Genomic DNA, 19,332 nt, shown 5'->3' on the forward strand with positions numbered 1-19,332 from the left:
TTAATTTGAGATACTCACCTTAACAGCTACTTCTTTATTGTTAACAGTAGTCACCTTTGCGATGTAAATAGCGCTAGAAAGTGATGCTGTTTCAAAACTGTAACTACCTTCTGTAGATGATGGCTTGTTAGAGAAGATTTGTCTTCCTGCAAGATCATATAAAGAAATGTTTGCTACATCTTCTAGGTTAGGATTAAGTATCGTTAATTCTTTCTTTCCGTTGTTTTGGAAAATATCAAAATTAGTTTCTTCTATAAGTTCATTACTCAATGTACCAGAAGTGTTTTTAAATGTTACTTCAAAACGATCTGTATAGTGACCTGGCGCAATTAATAAAGTCTTGTTTCCTGCTTTTAAATCGTGATAAACTCCTGTTGTTTTATCATGAAGATAAACCTCGTTAGGATCAAAGTTAATCAAGAATGCTAATTCAAATTCTACGTCGATAGGAGCAGTAAAAGAACTCGCAACTTCTACACCTATAGGAATAGCCATATTCTCATCAAATGCTTGAGAAGAAAGACCGTATTCACCTGCAGTACCTATTTTGATATAAGCATCTGTTGCAACTCTACCAGATATAGGAGATTCCCATGCATAATCATATGCTTGTGATGTACTGTCGTCAAAAGCAAAATTAAGAGGTCTAGCATAAAGTCCGTTAGGCACAACGTTTATAATCATCTTAGGTATTTGTCTAGCAGCAACACTACTTAATGGATTACCATTAACTGGAGCAGCTTTAAATATAGATGTATTACCATCTTCTTTTTGAAAAACTCTCATAGAATTATTGAATTCTATTGTTTCTCCTAATCCGCTAGGTACAGAGCTACCTGGCGTGATAAATTCAGTTGCCTCTTGTTCAAAAGATGTTGCAGTAAAAGCAACGTCTGTATTAGTTCTAGAAATAAAGAAACCTTGACCTATTGCAGCATATCTTCTTCTTCCATCTATTCCTGATCCTGTGTGAGATGCTGTTGCTCCAGGAGGAGTTGCAACACCAGAAGAGCTTGTAGTACCGCTGGTTATTATATTACCATCATTATCTGTTCTTCTAAAGATAGGTTCTAGATAAGTACCGCTATTATTATAGCCGTTTTCAGATCCAGGATCAAATCCCATAGGCACGTATCTTGCATAACCACCTAGGTAAGAAGTAAGTTGGTGAGAAGTCTCTACTTGAGATTCCCAAAACTCTACCCAAGGATCCATTTTTACGTCATCACCACTTATATGTTCAGCATTAACTTCTATAAATCTTTTTAAATCTAGTGCGCTTGGATAAGGGTTACCGGCAAGGGTTGCGTTATCGTTACCTATTTGTATCTCAATGGTACCATTATTAGGTCTTCCTCTAAAATCATAACGTTGTCCACCATTGTAGTTAGCAGATCCTCCGGCGATTTCATTAACACCTTTCATAGTAAAACCTTGACCAGCTGGTGTATTTTGGGATCCATTAAAAATAGACCATCCAGCATATCCTGTTGCAGGGTTACCACCACTTTCATAAGTGTATAACCATCTACCAGCTATTTTAAGAGGGCTACCACCTGTAGTAGCGTCATCAGACTCTCCATCTCTAACACTGTAGGCTAGTATTTGTGAATCCTCAGCAGTAATAGTGTAATCAGTGTTAGTTCCTGCAGCTGTAGTAGGGTATTTGATTTGTGAGTTTAAAAAACCAGTGTTACCAGTTCCAGTAGATTCATCACTCACTGGAGAAGACCAGTAGTTATAACTATAACTATTAGTTGTTCCTTCTTGAAATACAGAAATGATTCCAGCACCTTCGTTAGGTACATCGGCATCTTGTATCAACTGAGCATCTTCTCTTAAGTAAAATTTAGAATCAGTATCTAGATTGATTTTATTTTTCACAAAGATGTTTGTTCCCTTTGAGTAAATAAAATTATCACCCTTAATCCATACTTGTGCGGTTGCCATTTGAAAGGCAAAACCCACTAGTAATAAGCTTATAATGTTTTTCATAATAATGCTGCTTTAACAATACAAAAATATAATTTATCTCCTTAATGCTAGTGCCTTTTAAATAAGTTTATAAATTTGTTATAACAATTAGACTAAATAGAAAAAATGCCGATTAAAAACACCTTTTTGCAGTTAATCAACGGTTTTGTGATATTTATAGGTGCAATTTTATTGCTCTATACCTTTATAAATGAGGACGCAAACATATTATTTAAGGTTTTTGGAGTGATTCTAATCATGTTCGGCGCATATCGTGCGAGTACACATTGGGTTGCTCATAAAGATGATCATTTATCTGAAGAAGAAGAATAGTCCATGAATCAGTTTCAAAAAGGAGATCGAGTACTGGTTCTGGACGATGAATTTGGTGGTGTGGTAGCTTTCGCGAAAGCGGAACAAATAACCATCTTAACTGACGATGATATAGAAATTACTTATAATTCTAGTGAGTTGATTTTAGACAGGTCATTCAAAGTTTCAAATTTTACTCCTAAAGAAGAACCTGCTCCTAAGAAATCTAAAGTAAGACAGGTTTCTAGAAAAAAAGCAGCTTTTATTCCTGCGGTAGAAATAGATCTACACGTACACCAATTAGTAAAGTCAGAACGTGGTATGGATGCTTATGATAAGCTTAATCTACAAGTAGATACGGCGAGGCACAAAATAGAATGGGCTATTCAAAATCGTGTGCCTAAATTAGTTTTTATACATGGTGTGGGACAAGGAGTGCTTAAAGAAGAACTCAATTATCTTTTTCAACGATACAGTCAGATCAAATTTTATGATGCTGATTATCAAAAATATGGAAAAGGCGCTACTGAAATATACATACACCAGAACCCATAGTACCTGGAAATGCTGGCGTACAGGTTAATATAATACCGTCTTTTATATAATTACCAAAGTCATAATCATCTTCAATTATTTCTACGTTACCGTTAGTTAAGGTTAGACCTGCTATGGTGATGTGCAATTGTGTGATGCGTTCTATAGTATGTGGGATGTATTCTTCTATTAATGGACTAGCCTCTGCTGGTGTGCTAGAGAATACTAAGTAATTAGGTACTGTGGCACCTATGGCAAAATCATCTGTTGGGTCTAGATTACCATCTATACTTTCGTTTCTTGTATCGACTCTATCACCATCGTCGTCTTCGTCTAAGTAATCTAATTTGTCATCACCATCGGTGTCTCGACTATTTGCTATGTCTATCGTCCCGTCACTATTAAAAGCGACACCTTCTTGACTAGTAGGTACATTATCACCGTCATCATCTATATCCATGAAGTCAGGTATGCCGTCCTCATCGGTATCATCACTGGCAAGAAAATCAATATTTCCATTAAGGTCGTACTCAATTCCTTCATCTTCAGATAGGATTCCATCATTATCATCATCACTACGTGTAGATGTTTCTATGGTAATGTCTCCACCTATGGCATTAAATACCTCAGTTACTGTAGGTGTGCTAGGCGGTATGCTGTTGCAGTAATAATCATTACCTGGCGCAGCATTGAATTTACGGTATTCAAATATGGTCGTACTAGTAGTTGAGATGTTATAAGGACCGTAAATAGCATTTGTATTTAAAATGTCATCACTAGTTAAAATTTGTAAAACGAGGCTTTCAAAATTTGTGTCTTCATTTTTATAAAAAACAAAATTATTTATACTACCAGAAGAAACTGTTGGGTCACAAGCCTCTACACTGGCATCTTCAAAATCAAAGTCGTTAGTAATGATGTCTCCATCGTTACAGCCTAGTAAAACTATAGGAATTATAAGGTATAGTAGTTTTTTCATGTGTGCAAAAGTAGTCAATCATATTAAAGCGCTAAAGTGCAAATTTTATTGTAAATAAAATTACTTTTGTGCTATGAGAGAAGTTTATTTAGATAGTGCGGCAACGACACAAATGAGACCAGAAGTTGTTCAAAGAATGACTGAGGTGATGACAGAAGTTCATGGAAACCCTAGTTCTACCCATAGTTTTGGACGTAGTGCAAAGTCCCTTATTGAAAATGCTCGTAAGAATATTGCTGCTCAATTAAATGTTACTGCTGCAGAGATTATTTTTACCTCTGGTGGTACAGAGGCAGATAATCTAGCTATTCATAGTTGTGTGCGTGATCTAGGTGTGGAGCGTATTATAACTACCACTATTGAGCATCATGCGGTTCTTTATATAGTAGATTATTGTAAAGAAAAATATGGTACAGAGGTAGCTCATGTAAAACTTAAAGATTGTGGTACACCTAATTATATAGATCTAGAACAATTGCTAGCATCTAGCGATAAGAAAACGCTAGTTTCATTAATGCACATTAATAATGAGATAGGAAATAAACTAGATATAGATAGAGTAGGAGAGTTGTGTAAAAAACACAATGCGTTGTTTCATAGTGATTGTGTACAGTCTATAGGTCATTATGAAATGGATTTAAGTAAGTTACCAGTAGATTTTACAGCAGTATCTGCTCATAAATTCCATGGGCCTAAAGGAACTGGATTTGCTTTTATAAGAAAAGGAACAGGTTTAAAACCGCTTATTTTAGGTGGTTCTCAAGAACGAGGTATAAGAGCAGGTACAGAAAGTGTGCATAATATAGTAGGTATGGATCTGGCTTTAAAAATGGCCTATGACAATCTTGAAGAAGATCGTGCTTATGTTTTAGATCTTAAGAATTACTTTCAAGAACAGTTAGAAAAACACGTTCCTGGTGTTAAGTTTAACGGTAATTGTGGAGATCATAAAGAGAGCACGTATACTTTATTAAACGTGTGTTTACCATGCCCTGCTGATAAAGCTGCAATGCTTTTATTTACTATGGATCTAAAAGGTATCGCTTGTTCTAAAGGTAGTGCTTGCCAGAGTGGTTCTCAAAAAGGGTCTCACGTATTAACTAGTGTTCTTTCAGAAGAAGATTTGAATAAGCCGAGTCTACGTTTCAGCTTCTCTATTTATAATACAAAAGAAGAACTGGATTATGTAGTAGGAATATTGAAAGAATATATGGAAGGTATTGTTGCTTAGGTTGAATTTTAAGAATTAAAAAATCTATTTGTCTCGTTTTAATGTAGTATCAGACTTAAGTGTAGTTTGAAGGTTTTCTTTCCAGTTTTTGAAACCTGCTATATCGTCTCTTATTTCTGTAATCCATTTTGTTCCATACAGCTTTAGCATGTGATCAAACATTACATTATTGTAAGCTAGGATGACTTTAAATTCTGGAGGAGTACATCCATATTCGTAAAAGGATAAGTTATATTTCTTCTCAAAATCAGTATCTGAACTTATAGATACTGGAGCAATTCCGCTAGCTAATAATAGGGTTGTGTTGTTAGATTTTATATCGTTAATTGCTTGTTCTTGAGCTTTTTTTGGATTCTTTATGAATTCTTCATAAATATGATTGCTTACAATTTTTAATGGGGTGTATTTTTCTGTCTTAGAGATTGTTTGGGCGTGTAAAGCAAATGAAAAGAAACATAATGATAAAACTAGTTTTGTCGAGATATTTTTCAAATATGTTTTTATATTAATCATTACTTTCTACAACTTTGCAATCAATCTCAAATTAAAAACACGTGGCGTTAATCTAACAGGTACTGCGTATTGCGCACTACTAGCTACATCACGCACCCATAGGTTAGAAATGTTATTTTCATAATCAAAGATGTTGAAAATTTGAGCTCCTATAGAAAACTCATCAAAATCTTCTAACCAGCTACCGGCTTTCGCTTTTTTCTTGTCATCTACCAGTACAAATTGTACACCTAGATCTGCTCTAAAATAATCTTTTAAACGGAACTGGAAATCATAAGGGTCTGCATAGCTAGGTGATCCACCAGGTAATCCAGAACTGTACACCATATTAATGTATGCCTTTAAATTAGGAATGTTAGGTACATAATCTTGAAATAAGAATGCTACTTTAAGTCGTTGATCTGTAGGTCTAGCGATATAACCACGACCATCTAGATTTTCTTCTGTTTTTAAATAGCCAAGTGATATCCAGCTTTCAGTTCCTTTTACAAATTCACCTGCCAGTCGCACATCTAGTCCGTAGGCATAAGCCTCTGCGTCATTATTTGCTCTATAGCGTATTCTTAGGTTTTCTAGCGTGTAGGTATTTACATCAGATAGATCTTTGTAATAGGCTTCACTAGTTAATTTAAAAGGTCTTTTATCTCCGTTGGGGGCTGTCCAATTAAAGCTCCAGTCATTTCCTAATACAAAATGAACCGATTTTTGTGCCTTCACATTTGGATTAACAACACCTTGTTGATCACGTAATTCTCTGTAAAAAGGTGGTTGATAATATATACCGGTTGAGAACCTGAAAAGCATATTTGTATCGTCCCATGCCGGTTTCATAGCTACCTGTCCACGTGGCGAGATGACAGTTTGAGTAGTGCTTTGAATTCCTGCTCCACTTACGTTCCAGGTATGTGATCGCACACCAGCATTCCAGTATAATTCATGATCACCTACATAGCCACGGCTGCTGTATTGGGCAAATGCTTGGAGTCTGGTGATTTGCACATCGTTATCTGCACTAGCAGATTCAAAAGAATCTAACGGTGCAGTATATGCAAAATAAGGCTCGTCGTTTGCAGCCACTGACGGCGGTCTTATATTAAAACCAGCACTGTCTATAACAGTGTATTCTCTTAAACGATCTCTTATATCTTCTCGATTAAATTTTAAACCCCAATCCAGTTGGTCGTTTTCCTTTTTACCGTTGTCAAATTCTAATGTTCCTTTATGTTCTAGACTTACTATAAGAGCATCTAGATCATTACGGCCGTGGTCTAACTCGCTACCTATCGCACGAGTAAAATCTACTTCTCCTAGGTCATCACTACCTATGTTAGTGTTAGGTCTACCTATGCGATAACGTCCTAAAATGTCGTAATGTTCTTGTTCTTGAGTGTGGTAAACGCTGGTTATAAAGCGCAAGTTTAAAAGCTTATTCACATCATAACTTGCTTTTAATGCGCCAAAATAAGTCTCGTATTGATCGTCTTCCTTTCCATCATAATTTATGATCAATGATTGTGCATCGTCTACGGTTCCAAAATTAGTTTGAGAAGTCAGTGGTTCAAACTCATAACTGTTGATGGCTATATTACCTAAAAAGCTCAATTCAAATTTAGGACTTACCTGATAGGTTAAATACGTTTGTGCATCTACAAAAACAGGTTTTGTAATAGCCTCAGTCTCGCGGCTATTCACAAATAAACTGTTGTTTCTATATCGTACTCCTAGTATTCCTGTTGCCGCTTTCGCGAAAGCGGTACCTTCTACATAAGCATTAACACCTAAAAAGCTAGCGTCTATTCCTGCGCCGAATTCAGTCGGGCGACGGTAATTAATGTCCAGAACAGAACTTAATTTATCGCCATATTTAGATTGAAAACCACCAGCGCTAAAATCTACACTACGCACAAGGTCTGCATTTACAATACTCAGTCCTTCTTGCTGTCCACTGCGTACTAAGAACGGTCGGTACACTTCTATTTCATTAATGTAAACTAGGTTCTCGTCATAGTTACCACCACGTACAGCATATTGGGTGCTCAGTTCATTATTAGAAGATACTCCAGGTAGTGATTTTAATAAATTTTCTACACCAGGTTGTACACCAGGTATTGCTCGCACAACGGTAGGATCTACATTTGTAATACCAGCAAATTCTTTAGTTCTAGTGTTATTAATGGTAACGGTACCTATTTGCTCTATATCTGTTTTAAGTACAGGATTGAATTCAAACGGTGCTTTACCGTCAAGTTCTATGTCTTTTAAGGTAGAAGATTTAAAAGATATGGATGTAAATGTGATTGTGATTTTTTGATTTGCAGGAACTACTAGTCTATAGAATCCAGTGTTATCACTGGCGGTTCCTATAGTTGTTCCCAGGACATTTATGTTAACGTCTGCAATGGTTTGATTTTTATCATCAAGTATAACACCTTGAATAATGGCGTTTTGAGCATAAATAAAGCTGGTAGCAACAAGTGCTATAAATAGTAAGAAGTTCTTCAAATCGTTTGTTTAGCTTTTACGGTAAAATGTGGCTTCAAATGTAGTGCTATTTCCTACATTATCAGTAACAATAACCTTCAGTTCGTTTTCTGAATCAGTAACGACACCATCTGAGAAATCGTGTGTGATAACTCCAGTTTTATAATCGTATTCCATTAAAATGAATTTACCATTTACAGTTGCTCTATAGCCATCTACACCAGTGTCTCTATCGGCTATTTTTAGTCTTAAGGTTTTGTTTTTAGTAATCCACTGTTTGTTTTTAAAGTTAATAGGTTTTATAGTCGGTGCGGTGTCGTCTTTACTAATGGCATAGGTTCCCATAGTTCTAGTGGCAGCACTTAATATGTTTCCTTTTCTTCTTGTGTTCACATGATATACAGCACCCCAACTAGTTACTCTACCTATATAGTATTGTTTAAGGTTGTCGTTTTCTTTTGAGCTCATGTCATAACTTATGATCATGTTTTTATGTAATGGGACGATGTCCTTGTGTACCTTAAGCGTGTCTGCACTTTGTGATAAATCTAGAAATTCACTTTGATAAAGAGCTCCTTTAGGAATCATTAATGAATAAGGACCATAACTTTGGTTATAAGTGCTGTTGTGATCCACAAAGGTCATGGGATCATTATCTATATATGGTATGGATTCTAAAGCAGCTTCATTTTTAATATCCATATTTATTTCTACGCTGTTCTTTTTATAATCTTCTATTTGGATACTATAAGAATGAGTAGTCCCTGCGTCGTATAATTGTAAAACACCTTTGTTAATGTGATGTTCGTATAAGCTTAACGGACTTTCATTAGGAATGTAAAGTCTGGAGATGCGGCTTTTAGTCTTTTTAAAATGCTCGTAATCTATCATTTGATTGATGTGTCTGGACTCACTAAATGCATAACGATCAAATGTCATTTCAAAATTCTTACTTCCATTAAAATAAGTTTCAATGTGAAAAGTTCCATTTTGATTATTTGCCGCACTTTGCTGGTCACTGGTATTTACACCTATTCCTATCTCTCCATAAGCACTGAAAGGTTCTACTTTAAACTTTCCTCCTTTTAGAGGTATAAGTCTTAAAAGTTTTGCTTCATTCTTACCATTAATAGTAGAGCTCTCATTTAATGGATAGGCTTTTATTTGTTTTACAAGAGGCCTTTTAGTGTCTGGAATCTCAATTCCCATCATCATAGGGTTAATAGGTCTTGCTGAACTGTCTCTAATTTCAAAGTGTAAATGAGGACCACCGCTACCACCAGAATTACCGCTATAAGCAACAATTTCATTTTGATCTACTCTAAGCTCTAGATCTGTAGGGTATAATTGTATGGTGTAGCTTTCTTTCTGGTATTGCTTTTTCTTTAAATATGCTTCTATGCGTGGAGCAAACTTTTTAAGATGGGCATAAACAGTAGTGTATCCATTAGGATGTGTGATATAAAGAGCTTTTCCATAACCATATCGCTCTATTTTTATACGGCTTACATAACCAGATGCTGCAGCATGCACATTTGCACCAGTACGTTGATTTGTTTTAATATCTAGGCCGCTATGAAAGTGATTGGATCTTAGTTCACCAAAAGTTCCACTCAATTTAAGATCTATATCCAGTGGATTAACAAAGTAATCTTGAGGGAGATTTTTGATGGTTTGGCTTTCGCAATAGCGAGATGTAAATAAAAATAATGTCAGGAAACAGATAAAAAGTCTAATCATGAGTTAAATATATAATGAGAAATGGTATTAATGCAAAGCTTTTCAAACTTTGTTCCATAAATATTTGATTTGTCTAAATGGAAACTTAGATTTGTAATAACAGCATTAAATTAGTCCGTATGCCTACATTGTCTTCTCAAATTTCTGAAATAGAGCTAAAGATCAAGTCTTTAATATCAGAAAACACCAGATTGAAGGCTCAAATGGGTGATAAGGATCAACGCATTTTTGAACTTGAAAAAGAAAATAATGCGCTTATTACCGCGTTTAAAGAGAGTGAAGACAGAAATGTAGCGCTTAAAACGGCAAATGCAATGCTAGGTAGTGATGAATATAAAACAAAAACAAAGCTCAAAATAAATGCATTGATTAGAGAGATCGATCAATGTATTACCCAATTGACTTAACAGTGGCAGATAAACTTAAAATAAAAATATCGATTGCAGATAGGGTTTATCCACTAACTATAGATCCTTCTCGTGAAGAAGGTTTGCGTAAAGCAGCAAAAAGTATTGAAGCCATGATTAAACAACTGGAGCAAAGCTATGCCGTGAGAGATAAGCAAGATCTTCTCGCGATGTGCGCCCTTCAGTTTGCAGCAAAGTCTGAGCAATTAGTTATAGATGATAGTGCAGATGTAGAGCAGGCCAAAGAACAATTAAACGTTCTTAACTTGTTGCTAGATAAGCAACTATCATAGTCGTTCTTTAAACATAAACAGTTACTACCTGCACTTGTTTCATTTTTTGGTGAACTCAACAAGATATTCTTTAAAAAAGGTGAGTCGTGGTTGTAAAAGCAAGCCGGACTTATGAGTCGGATCCTTGATCAGCCAGTTAACCTTAAACTTTATTTAAGGAGTTCATACAAAACCCAAACTCGTGCAGGTTTTTTTATACACAATAACCAATGGAAACAATTATATATGCCATCGTGGCACTTATTATAGGTCTAGCAATAGGCTTTTTTGTAGCAAAATCAATAGTTGAAAAAGGTAAGGCATCGAGTCTTATCGCAACTGCAAAAAAAGACGCAGAGTCTATTCTCAAAGATGCCGAGGCTAAAGGAGAGAAAATATCTAGTGAAAAGCTATTTAGAGGTAAGGAAAAGTTCATGGAACTTAAATCTAAGCATGAGAAAGAAATCATGGCTAGAGAACAAAAAATGAAAGATGCAGAGAAACGTACAAAAGATAAAGAGTCTAACGTTTCTAATGAACTTGCAAAGAGTAAAAAATTAAATCAGTCCTTAGATAGTAAACTTAAAGATGTAGAAGGAAAGCGCGAGTCTGTTTACAAGCGCATGGAAGAGGTTGATAAAATGCACGCTTCTCAAGTAAAACAACTTGAGGTAATAAGCGGCATGTCTGGTGAAGATGCAAAGAAACAACTTGTAGAGTCTTTAAAAGATAAAGCAAAGAGTGAAGCCATGAGTATAGTGCAAACTACTATAGAAGAGGCAAAACTTACTGCACAACAAGAAGCTAGAAAAGTAATTATTAATACCATACAACGTATAGGTACAGAAGAAGCAGTAGAAAACTGTGTAAGTGTATTTAACCTAGAAAGTGACGATGTTAAAGGTCGTATTATAGGACGTGAAGGTCGTAATATTAGAGCTATAGAAGCTGCTACTGGTGTAGAGATTATAGTAGATGATACTCCAGATGCTATTATTCTTTCTTGTTTTGACTCGGTACGTAGAGAGGTGGCTCGTTTATCATTACACAAATTAGTGACAGACGGCCGTATACACCCAGCACGTATTGAAGAAGTGGTTTCTAAAACTAGAAAGCAAATCGATCAAGAAATTGCCGAGGTAGGTAAGAGAACAGTTATCGATTTAGGTATTCATGGTTTGCATCCAGAATTGATTAAAATGGTAGGTCGTATGAAATACCGTTCTTCTTATGGACAGAATCTATTACAACACAGTAGAGAAGTAGCAAAACTTTGTGGTACCATGGCTGCAGAATTAGGTCTTAATGCAAAACTTGCAAAAAGAGCTGGACTTTTACACGATATAGGTAAGGTGCCAGAAACAGAAGACGAGACGCCTCACGCAATACTAGGTATGAAACTGGCTGAAAAGCATGGTGAAAAAGCTGAAGTGTGTAATGCGATAGGTGCTCACCATGACGAGATAGAAATGACATCTTTACTTTCTCCTATTGTACAAGTATGTGATGCGATAAGCGGTGCACGTCCAGGTGCTAGAAGACAGGTGCTAGATTCTTATATCCAGAGATTAAAAGATCTTGAAGATATAGCCTTTGGCTTTAAGGGTGTGGAAAAAGCATATGCTATCCAGGCCGGTCGTGAATTAAGAGTTATGGTAGAGAGTGAAAAAATAAATGACGATCGTGCTGCACAATTATCATTTGAGATTTCACAAAAAATACAAACAGACATGACTTATCCAGGTCAGGTTAAAGTAACGGTAATTAGAGAAACAAGAGCGGTGAATATCGCTAAGTAAAAACTCTTAGTTTTATTTCAAGCCTCGGTAATTTATTTTATCGAGGTTTTTTTATATGTGTGAATTAGATTCAAACATGGTACAGGCTTCTCTTATCTATCAGATTTTGATTAAGCTTTAATCAACCTTTCTTAAAAAGGAAAGGAATTCTTTTGTGCTGTTAGTTCACACTCTTTAATTTATTTGTAAATAAAAAATCCATTATTCAATTTGTTTGAATAATGGATTTCATTTCTTCTAATATCTAATATCTAATATCTAATATCTAATATCTAATATCTATTCATCATAAATATTAGGATAACCTTTCTCTGCAACTTCAAAGAATTTACCAGTTACATAGCGGTAGTGTTTATCCATATCAGCAAGATTTTTTAAATCCTCTTTATCAAAGTTAACGGTTGCAGCAGCTAGATTCTCTTTTATACGTCCTTCATTTGTAGATTTAGGGATAACTGCAGTACCTCTATTTGCACTCCAGTTAATTAACACCTGTCCAGGACTAGCGTTATGTTTACTAGCGATAGAAGTGATGGTTTCATTTTCCAGCATGTTAGGTTCGTTGTCTTGTTTCATCGCGTCACTGCGGTCACCACTTCCTAATGGAGAATATCCTGTTAAATGAATACCTTTATTAGAACAATATTCAAATAGTTCATTTTGTTGTAATAAAGGGTGTAATTCTACCTGATTCATCTCAGGTGCTTCATCAGTTTTTGCAAGAAGGTCATCTAGTTTAGTGGTAGAGAAGTTAGAAACCCCTATATGCTTCACCTTACCAGCTTTCTTTAAATCTACCATCGCATTCCATGTTTCATGAACAGGCGCCTCTTGTGGTGTTAGATAATCATCTGGCTTTTCGGCCGCTTGTACTTCTGGTTTAAAAGCAACTGGCCAGTGTATTAAATATAAATCTAGATAATCCAGTTGTAAATCATTAAGGGTTTGATCTAGGGCAGGTGCTACATCACTTTTTAGGTGTGAATTGTTCCACAATTTTGATGTGATCCATATATCTTCTCTTTTGATCTCTCCTTTTGAGAACACTTCATTAAACGCTTCTCCTATTTCTTTTTCATTTCCATAAACAGCAGCGCAGTCTATGTGTTTGTATCCAGATTCTAGGGCAGTTATTACCGCTTGTTTTACTTCACCTGGTTTAGATTTCCAAGTACCTAATCCTATTGCGGCCATTTCGTCGCCGTTTTTAAACTTTAGAGTTTTCATTGTGTCGTATTTTTTTTATAAAGTTAGCTTTCGCGAAAGCGTACACCAAAAAATCACCTTTACTTTATAAAAACTTTAGTACAACTTAAGAGTCATTAAAACGAGATGTTAATGAAGATGTAATCAAAGAATGTAAATTGAATTATGCTCGAGGGTGGTGTTCATTAATCACCTTAGAAAGGTGTGCACGATCTACATGCATATAGATCTCGGTAGTGGTAATACTCTCATGACCCAACATCATTTGTATAGAGCGCAGGTCAGCGCCATTTTCTAATAGATGTGTCGCAAAACTGTGTCTAAACGTGTGTGGGCTTATGGATTTTTTAATCCCTGCTGTAATGGCTTGTTGTTTAATGACATGAAAAATCATTGCTCTAGTAAGTCCAGCGCCACGTCTGTTTAAAAAAAGGGTATCGGTATGGTCAGGTTTTACTGGTACATGAATGCGTACTTCATTCTTGTAGAGTTCAATAATCTTTATCGTGTATTCTCCTATTGGGACAAATCTCTGTTTATCTCCTTTACCAGTTACTTTTAAAAAACCTTCATTAAAAAATAGATCACTTATCTTGAGAGTTATTAATTCACTAACACGCAAACCGCAAGCATAAAGTGTTTCTAGCATGGCGCGGTTGCGCTCACCTTCTAGAGTAGAGCGATCGATGCTATTTATCAATAGATCTATTTCTGTGGTGCTTAGAGTATCGGGCAGTTTGCGACCTGTTTTAGGAGCCTCTATTAATGACATGGGCTGGTCTTCTCTATATCGTTCTAGAGTTAAAAATTCAAAAAACGCTTTTAAACTACTTATAGATCTGGCTTGCGATCGTGGCTGGACCGTTTTTGCTAGCTCATATATATAGGTGCGTAACGTATCTACTGTAATGGCAGCAGGTAATTCTTTTACCTCGTTAATTTCTAACCACTGCGCCAGTTTATTTAAATCTCTAGTGTATGCTTTTAGGGTGTTGACTGACAGGCCTCTTTCTAGCTTTAAGTATATAGAAAAGTCTTTTATGGCCTGCTTCCAATTCATAATTGTAAAAGTAAAAATTATTAGACGTGAATAGATTGTTAAAAAAACAATGTTAATTAATTTGTAAGAAAAAAAGCTAATATACTGAAGCTTAAAATGTAGGAAATACCTTTAACAATCTTTAAGATGAGTTGTGATTTTGTTAATAATCAAAGAATTAAACCTTCTCTAATTTTGCACCGAACTAATAAACATAACTATGAAAAAATTATTATTAAGTGCAGTAGCAGCAGTATTTGCAATGGGAGTTTCAAATGCTCAAGAAATTGATTTTGGTGCAAAAGTAGGTGTGAATTTTGCAAAGCTCCAAGGTGATGCAGTAGAAGACCTAGATGGTAGAACTGGAATTAATGTAGGTGTAACTGGAGAGTATATGTTCAATGAAACATTTGCTTTACAAGTAGAGGCTCTTTATTCTCAACAAGGATTGCAATCTGACGAGGGTGGAGTAGAGCAAAAATTGAAATTAGATTATATTAATGTTCCTGTTTTAGCAAAATTCTACATTGGAGAATCTGGTTTTTCTGTAGAAGCAGGACCTCAAATAGGTTTTCTAGTAAGTGACAAGTATGAGGTAGACGGCGTTAATGTAGACGAAGATTTAAATGCGGAAACTATAGACCTAAGTGCTGGTGGTGGTGTTGCGTATAAATTTAAAGAAGGTACTTCTTTAGAAGGTCTATCTGCAAACGTGCGTTACATGATAGGTCTTAATAATGTGTATAAAGATAACGGTGATACTTTTGGTGATGACATTACTAATTCTGTATTAGCTATATCATTAGGGTACAAATTCTAAGAAACATATTTAATTCATTAAAAGCCGAATCATGACGATTCGGCTTTTTTTGTGTCTCGCTTTCGCGAAAGCGGAATTACCAATATCTTTATACCTATGAAAATACTTATTCTAAACGGTCCTAATTTAAATTTACTAGGCAAACGCGAACCTGAAATTTACGGTTCACAAACTTTTGAAGATTACTTTACAGAATTGCAATTCAAATTCAAAGAAGTAGAATTGGGCTATTTTCAATCTAATATAGAAGGTGAAATAATCGATAGACTTCATAAAGCACAAGAAGAAGAATTTAATGCAGTAATTTTAAATGCTGGTGCTTACACGCATACATCCATAGGTATCGGTGATGCAGTAAGTGGTATTACAACGCCGGTTATAGAAGTGCATATTTCTAATGTTATGGATCGAGAAGAGTTTAGACACGTATCTTATATTTCAAAATATACGGCAGGTATTATTACAGGTTTTGGCCTCAAGGGATATGAACTTGCTGTGAAGAGTTTTTTGTAAATAAAAAATGCCTGCTAGAATACATCTAGCAGGCATTTTATCAATATACTATAAAATTATAGTCCAGGATAACTACCTGTAATAATCTCTATACCATCAATTACCCATCCTACTACAAAGAATCCGAAGGTTAAGATGAATAATACGTTCCAGTACCATGGACTCTTTAAGAACCAACGGTGACCTGCAAATCCTCCTAAGAAAAACCATAATAGAATCGCTATAGTTTGATCTTCTGACCAGGCAACTGCCGCTGGAGAAGTAAGAGTAGCGGTAGATTCTTCTACTGTAGTTCCATTTTCTAGTGTTACCACTTGTGTAGTAACTTGTCTCTCTACTGGAAAGGATGCAAATGCAAGGCTGCTTACCATCATAAAGATACTCATAAGAGCTAGAGTTAATTTTGTTTTCATAAAAAGTTATTTAGTTAGTTATATTTACCTCAAATATATATTAAAATATGAAATCATTAGTCTTACTCTTAATTGTTTTACTCAGCTTAGGTACTGTTAATGGTCAGACATACGAGTACTTAGGTTTATTAAAGTTGCCAGATAGTTCTTTAATGACTTTTAGATTAGACTTTAAAGAAGTAGATGGTAAAATCAATGGGTATTCTTATACCGATTTAAATGGTGAGCATGAGACTAAGTCTGTAATCATCGGGAAGTATGATGATAAAGAGAATAAATTAGAATTTAGAGAGGTAGAAATAGTCTACACAAAATCTGATATTATCGAACAAGATTTCTGTAATGTTTATTTTACTGGTGATATGAGAAAATTAAATGGAAAGTCTAAGATAGATGGGACATTTAAAAGTTATTATGACGACCTGACCAGCTGTCTTGATGGTGAGTTAGTTTTAACAGCAGCACAAAAAATTCAAAAGAGAACTGAAAAATTTCAGAACAAAGTGAACCGTATGGGGCGCATACCGGATAGTGTAAAACAAAAGGTGAACATGGATAAAATGTTTAACCGTTATGCAAAAAACTCTTTAAAAGGAGGTGAGAAATTAAATATTCTATGGAAAGATGAATACCTTAAATTAATTATCTGGGATGATGGAGAGGTAGACGGAGATCAAATAGATCTTACTATTAATGGTAATAAAATTCTTGATGCATACAGTCCAGTTGCCAAGAAGAAAGAAATGGAACTTTCTTTAATCGATCCTGTTAACACCATTTCACTTAAAGCAGTTAATCTAGGGGTAAAACCTCCTAATACGGCAAAGATTCAATTAATGAAGAAAAATGGCGAGATCATTGACCTAGCCTCAAATTTACAAGTAGGTGAAGAGGTGACATTTGTTTTTTATAAAGAAAAACCTAAAGTTAAGAAGTAGTAACTAGAGTTAACAAGCGTTTGATATTGTGATAGTTGGAGTTTATTTGTTTTAAACTACAAAAAACTACACCATGAAAACGAAGTTAATTTTAAGTGCCATCATCGTGCTTTTAAGTATCAACTGTCTACAGGCACAAGAAAATGAAGAGTCATCAAATCCATTATTTCAACTGCCAGAGAACTCTTCTCGATGGGATTTTGGACTCACATTTCAGGCCTTAAGCGGTATAAGACAAATTCAGTATAATGCAGGCTCAGAAAAAACTGACGAGGCATGGATAGGCCTAGGAGTAGGCCTCTATGCCGATTATAAAATAAATAAGGTGTGGAGTTTAAGGGCAGAAGCTGGTGTGAATACTCCAGTAGCTATTCAGCCTTATGTTAATTTCCAGTCAGAATTCAAATTCAGTAAACGCTGGAGTTTTTATGCTGGTGCTGGTGCTTACTTTAATACAAACGCAGACAGTCTGGTAAATAGAGATTCTCGTGGTCAGGTGATTTTAAATCCATATGTTCAATTAGGACTTAGATATAAAATGAGTAAAAGCTGGACTATGGATTTAAGATATCAGCAAGATCTTTTTGCTAGACAGCGTGCGACTAATTTTAATAGATTCACCAAAGAAGGAGAGATGAGTACATTTAGTCTAGGTTTCAATTATAGGTTTTAAAAAGCCTTAAGCATAGAAAAACCCCTTTGAAACTATGTTTCAAAGGGGTTTTCTTATTTTAAATAAAAACTATTTAATACTACAAGTGAATTACTTCATCATAAGCATCTGCAACAGCTTCCATTACCGCTTCACTCATTGTAGGGTGTGGATGTATCGCTTTAAGGATCTCGTGTCCTGTAGTTTCTAGTTTACGAGCTACAACAGCCTCAGCAATCATGTCAGTAACACCAGCACCTATCATGTGACATCCTAACCACTCACCGTACTTAGCGTCAAAAATTACTTTTACAAAACCATCTTTTGCACCAGAAGCACTTGCTTTTCCAGATGCAGAGAAAGGAAATTTACCTACTTTGATCTCGTGTCCAGCTTCCTTAGCTTGCGCTTCAGTCATACCTACACTTGCGATCTCTGGCGTTGCATACGTACAACCAGGTATGTTTCCATAATCGATAGGTTCTACATGCATGTCAGCTATTTTTTCAACACAAAGAATACCTTCGGCACTTGCAACGTGAGCTAGAGCTGGTCCAGCAGTAATATCACCTATGGCATAGTAACCAGGTAAGTTAGTTTGATACCACTGGTTAACGAGTACCTTGCCACGATCTGTAGAGATACCTATTTCTTCTAGACCTATTCCTGCGATGTTAGTTTCTATACCTACAGCACTAAGAACAACGTCTGCCTCAATAACCTCTTCTCCTTTTTTAGTCTTAACATGAACTTTTACACCATCACCAGATGTGTCCACGCTAGTCACCTCACTAGAAGTCATGATTTTAATTCCTGCTTTTTTAAAGCTGCGTTCCATTTGTTTAGAAACGTCTACATCTTCTACAGGTACGATGCGATCTACATATTCTACTATAGTAACATCAGTTCCCATAGAGTTATAGAAATAAGCAAATTCTACACCTATTGCTCCAGACCCAACAACAACTAATTTCTTAGGTTGTTCTTTAAGAGTCATAGCCTCACGATACCCTATAACCTTTTCACCATCCTGTGGTAAGTTAGGAAGTACACGTGATTTTGCACCAGTTGCGATAATAATATGGTTTCCTTCTACAGTAGAGGTAGATCCATCTTCAGCTTTCACCTCGATTTTTTTACCTTTTTTTACCGTACCGTAACCCATGATTACGTCTATTTTATTCTTTTTAAGTAAGAACTGCACACCTTTGCTCATTCCGTCTGCCACATCGCGGCTACGTTTTACAACAGCAGTAAAATCCTTATCTACATTATCAGCTTTAAGTCCATAATCTGCAGCGTGGTTGAGGTAATTGAATACATCGGCACTTTTTATAAGCGCTTTAGTAGGAATACAACCCCAGTTTAAACACACTCCACCTAGAGATTCCTTTTCAACGATTGCTGTTTTTAACCCTAGTTGAGAAGCACGTATTGCTGTTACATATCCGCCAGGTCCACTACCTAAAACGATCACATCATATTTACTCATATCAGTCATTTTTTAAG

General features: G+C 35.7%; 19 protein-coding genes and 1 other RNA gene. 11 read left to right on the forward strand and 9 right to left on the reverse strand.

The genetic code is table 11. From position 1 onward, the window contains the following. Positions 1 to 1,995: a T9SS type A sorting domain-containing protein gene (locus ACJJVN_RS03860; RefSeq protein WP_405377189.1), complete on the reverse strand. Its 1,995-nt coding sequence runs from the start codon at positions 1,993 to 1,995 to the stop codon at positions 1 to 3. Positions 1,996 to 2,100: 105 nt separating this feature from the next. On the opposite strand from ACJJVN_RS03860, the gene ACJJVN_RS03865 reads away from it, so the two are divergent. Both ACJJVN_RS03865 and ACJJVN_RS03870 read left to right on the forward strand, forming a co-directional pair. Next, the gene (locus tag ACJJVN_RS03865; protein WP_405369657.1) at positions 2,101 to 2,307 is read left to right on the forward strand and encodes a hypothetical protein; all 207 of its coding nucleotides are present in this window, start codon (positions 2,101 to 2,103) and stop codon (positions 2,305 to 2,307) included. A 3-nt stretch (positions 2,308 to 2,310) separates the two neighbouring features. Beyond that, the gene (locus ACJJVN_RS03870; RefSeq protein ID WP_405369656.1) at positions 2,311 to 2,841 is read left to right on the forward strand and encodes a Smr/MutS family protein; all 531 of its coding nucleotides are present in this window, start codon (positions 2,311 to 2,313) and stop codon (positions 2,839 to 2,841) included. On the opposite strand, the gene ACJJVN_RS03875 is transcribed toward ACJJVN_RS03870, so the two are convergent. Beyond that, positions 2,810 to 3,799, reverse strand: a complete 990-nt coding sequence (locus tag ACJJVN_RS03875; protein ID WP_405377190.1) for a hypothetical protein — start codon at positions 3,797 to 3,799, stop codon at positions 2,810 to 2,812. The two genes, ACJJVN_RS03870 and ACJJVN_RS03875, sit on opposite strands and share 32 nt — an antisense overlap. 73 nt (positions 3,800 to 3,872) lie before the next feature. Here ACJJVN_RS03875 and ACJJVN_RS03880 point away from each other — a divergent pair, with 73 nt between their 5' ends. Further along, positions 3,873 to 5,030 (forward strand): cysteine desulfurase family protein, encoded by a 1,158-nt coding sequence (locus ACJJVN_RS03880; RefSeq protein ID WP_104516135.1) that lies wholly within the window; start codon positions 3,873 to 3,875, stop codon positions 5,028 to 5,030. 24 nt (positions 5,031 to 5,054) lie between these two features. Here the strand turns inward: ACJJVN_RS03880 and ACJJVN_RS03885 are convergent, their stop codons facing one another. Genes ACJJVN_RS03885 through ACJJVN_RS03895 form a run of 3 tightly spaced genes read right to left on the reverse strand, consistent with a single transcriptional unit; the run spans position 5,055 to position 9,764 of the window. Next, positions 5,055 to 5,522, reverse strand: coding sequence for a hypothetical protein (locus ACJJVN_RS03885; RefSeq protein WP_405377191.1), 468 nt, complete (start codon positions 5,520 to 5,522; stop codon positions 5,055 to 5,057). Positions 5,523 to 5,549: 27 nt separating this feature from the next. Further along, complete coding sequence (locus ACJJVN_RS03890; protein ID WP_405377192.1) at positions 5,550 to 8,045, reverse strand: carboxypeptidase-like regulatory domain-containing protein; 2,496 nt, start codon at positions 8,043 to 8,045, stop codon at positions 5,550 to 5,552. Positions 8,046 to 8,054: 9 nt separating this feature from the next. After that, a complete protein-coding gene (locus ACJJVN_RS03895; RefSeq protein WP_405377193.1) occupies positions 8,055 to 9,764 on the reverse strand; it encodes a M23 family metallopeptidase in 1,710 nt (569 codons plus the stop codon). A gap of 119 nt (positions 9,765 to 9,883) precedes the next feature. On the opposite strand from ACJJVN_RS03895, the gene ACJJVN_RS03900 reads away from it, so the two are divergent. From ACJJVN_RS03900 to rny, 4 genes are all read left to right on the forward strand, one after another. After that, positions 9,884 to 10,171, forward strand: coding sequence for a hypothetical protein (locus tag ACJJVN_RS03900; RefSeq protein WP_104516139.1), 288 nt, complete (start codon positions 9,884 to 9,886; stop codon positions 10,169 to 10,171). 2 nt (positions 10,172 to 10,173) lie between these two features. Continuing rightward, positions 10,174 to 10,464 carry a cell division protein ZapA gene (locus ACJJVN_RS03905; RefSeq protein WP_170034627.1) on the forward strand — a complete coding sequence of 97 codons (291 nt, stop codon included), beginning with the start codon at positions 10,174 to 10,176 and terminating at the stop codon, positions 10,462 to 10,464. A gap of 53 nt (positions 10,465 to 10,517) precedes the next feature. Then, positions 10,518 to 10,628: non-coding RNA, 6S RNA (ssrS, locus tag ACJJVN_RS03910), on the forward strand. 45 nt (positions 10,629 to 10,673) lie between these two features. Next, positions 10,674 to 12,242, forward strand: coding sequence for a ribonuclease Y (gene rny / locus ACJJVN_RS03915; RefSeq protein ID WP_104516141.1), 1,569 nt, complete (start codon positions 10,674 to 10,676; stop codon positions 12,240 to 12,242). 279 nt (positions 12,243 to 12,521) lie between these two features. On the opposite strand, the gene ACJJVN_RS03920 is transcribed toward rny, so the two are convergent. Then, positions 12,522 to 13,469, reverse strand: a complete 948-nt coding sequence (locus ACJJVN_RS03920) for an aldo/keto reductase (RefSeq protein WP_104516142.1) — start codon at positions 13,467 to 13,469, stop codon at positions 12,522 to 12,524. A 142-nt stretch (positions 13,470 to 13,611) separates the two neighbouring features. Further along, complete coding sequence (gene xerD / locus ACJJVN_RS03925; RefSeq protein WP_104516143.1) at positions 13,612 to 14,508, reverse strand: site-specific tyrosine recombinase XerD; 897 nt, start codon at positions 14,506 to 14,508, stop codon at positions 13,612 to 13,614. A gap of 199 nt (positions 14,509 to 14,707) precedes the next feature. Here xerD and ACJJVN_RS03930 point away from each other — a divergent pair, with 199 nt between their 5' ends. Both ACJJVN_RS03930 and aroQ read left to right on the forward strand, forming a co-directional pair. Continuing rightward, the gene (locus tag ACJJVN_RS03930) at positions 14,708 to 15,307 is read left to right on the forward strand and encodes a porin family protein (protein ID WP_104516144.1); all 600 of its coding nucleotides are present in this window, start codon (positions 14,708 to 14,710) and stop codon (positions 15,305 to 15,307) included. Positions 15,308 to 15,403: 96 nt separating this feature from the next. After that, positions 15,404 to 15,820, forward strand: a complete 417-nt coding sequence (gene aroQ, locus ACJJVN_RS03935) for a type II 3-dehydroquinate dehydratase (protein WP_104516145.1) — start codon at positions 15,404 to 15,406, stop codon at positions 15,818 to 15,820. Positions 15,821 to 15,876: 56 nt separating this feature from the next. Here aroQ and ACJJVN_RS03940 read toward each other — a convergent pair whose 3' ends face one another. Further along, the gene (locus ACJJVN_RS03940) at positions 15,877 to 16,233 is read right to left on the reverse strand and encodes a TM2 domain-containing protein (protein ID WP_405377194.1); all 357 of its coding nucleotides are present in this window, start codon (positions 16,231 to 16,233) and stop codon (positions 15,877 to 15,879) included. 47 nt (positions 16,234 to 16,280) lie between these two features. On the opposite strand from ACJJVN_RS03940, the gene ACJJVN_RS03945 reads away from it, so the two are divergent. Both ACJJVN_RS03945 and ACJJVN_RS03950 read left to right on the forward strand, forming a co-directional pair. Next, positions 16,281 to 17,171 carry a hypothetical protein gene (locus tag ACJJVN_RS03945; RefSeq protein WP_405369647.1) on the forward strand — a complete coding sequence of 297 codons (891 nt, stop codon included), beginning with the start codon at positions 16,281 to 16,283 and terminating at the stop codon, positions 17,169 to 17,171. A gap of 73 nt (positions 17,172 to 17,244) precedes the next feature. After that, positions 17,245 to 17,844, forward strand: a complete 600-nt coding sequence (locus ACJJVN_RS03950) for an outer membrane beta-barrel protein (RefSeq protein WP_405377195.1) — start codon at positions 17,245 to 17,247, stop codon at positions 17,842 to 17,844. A gap of 79 nt (positions 17,845 to 17,923) precedes the next feature. Here ACJJVN_RS03950 and lpdA read toward each other — a convergent pair whose 3' ends face one another. Next, the gene (lpdA, locus tag ACJJVN_RS03955) at positions 17,924 to 19,315 is read right to left on the reverse strand and encodes a dihydrolipoyl dehydrogenase (protein WP_104516181.1); all 1,392 of its coding nucleotides are present in this window, start codon (positions 19,313 to 19,315) and stop codon (positions 17,924 to 17,926) included. Positions 19,316 to 19,332: the final 17 nt, after the last annotated feature.

This window comes from Nonlabens sp. Asnod3-A02 (assembly GCF_045063755.1).
GTDB classification, from domain to species: Bacteria; Bacteroidota; Bacteroidia; order Flavobacteriales; family Flavobacteriaceae; genus Nonlabens; species Nonlabens xylanidelens.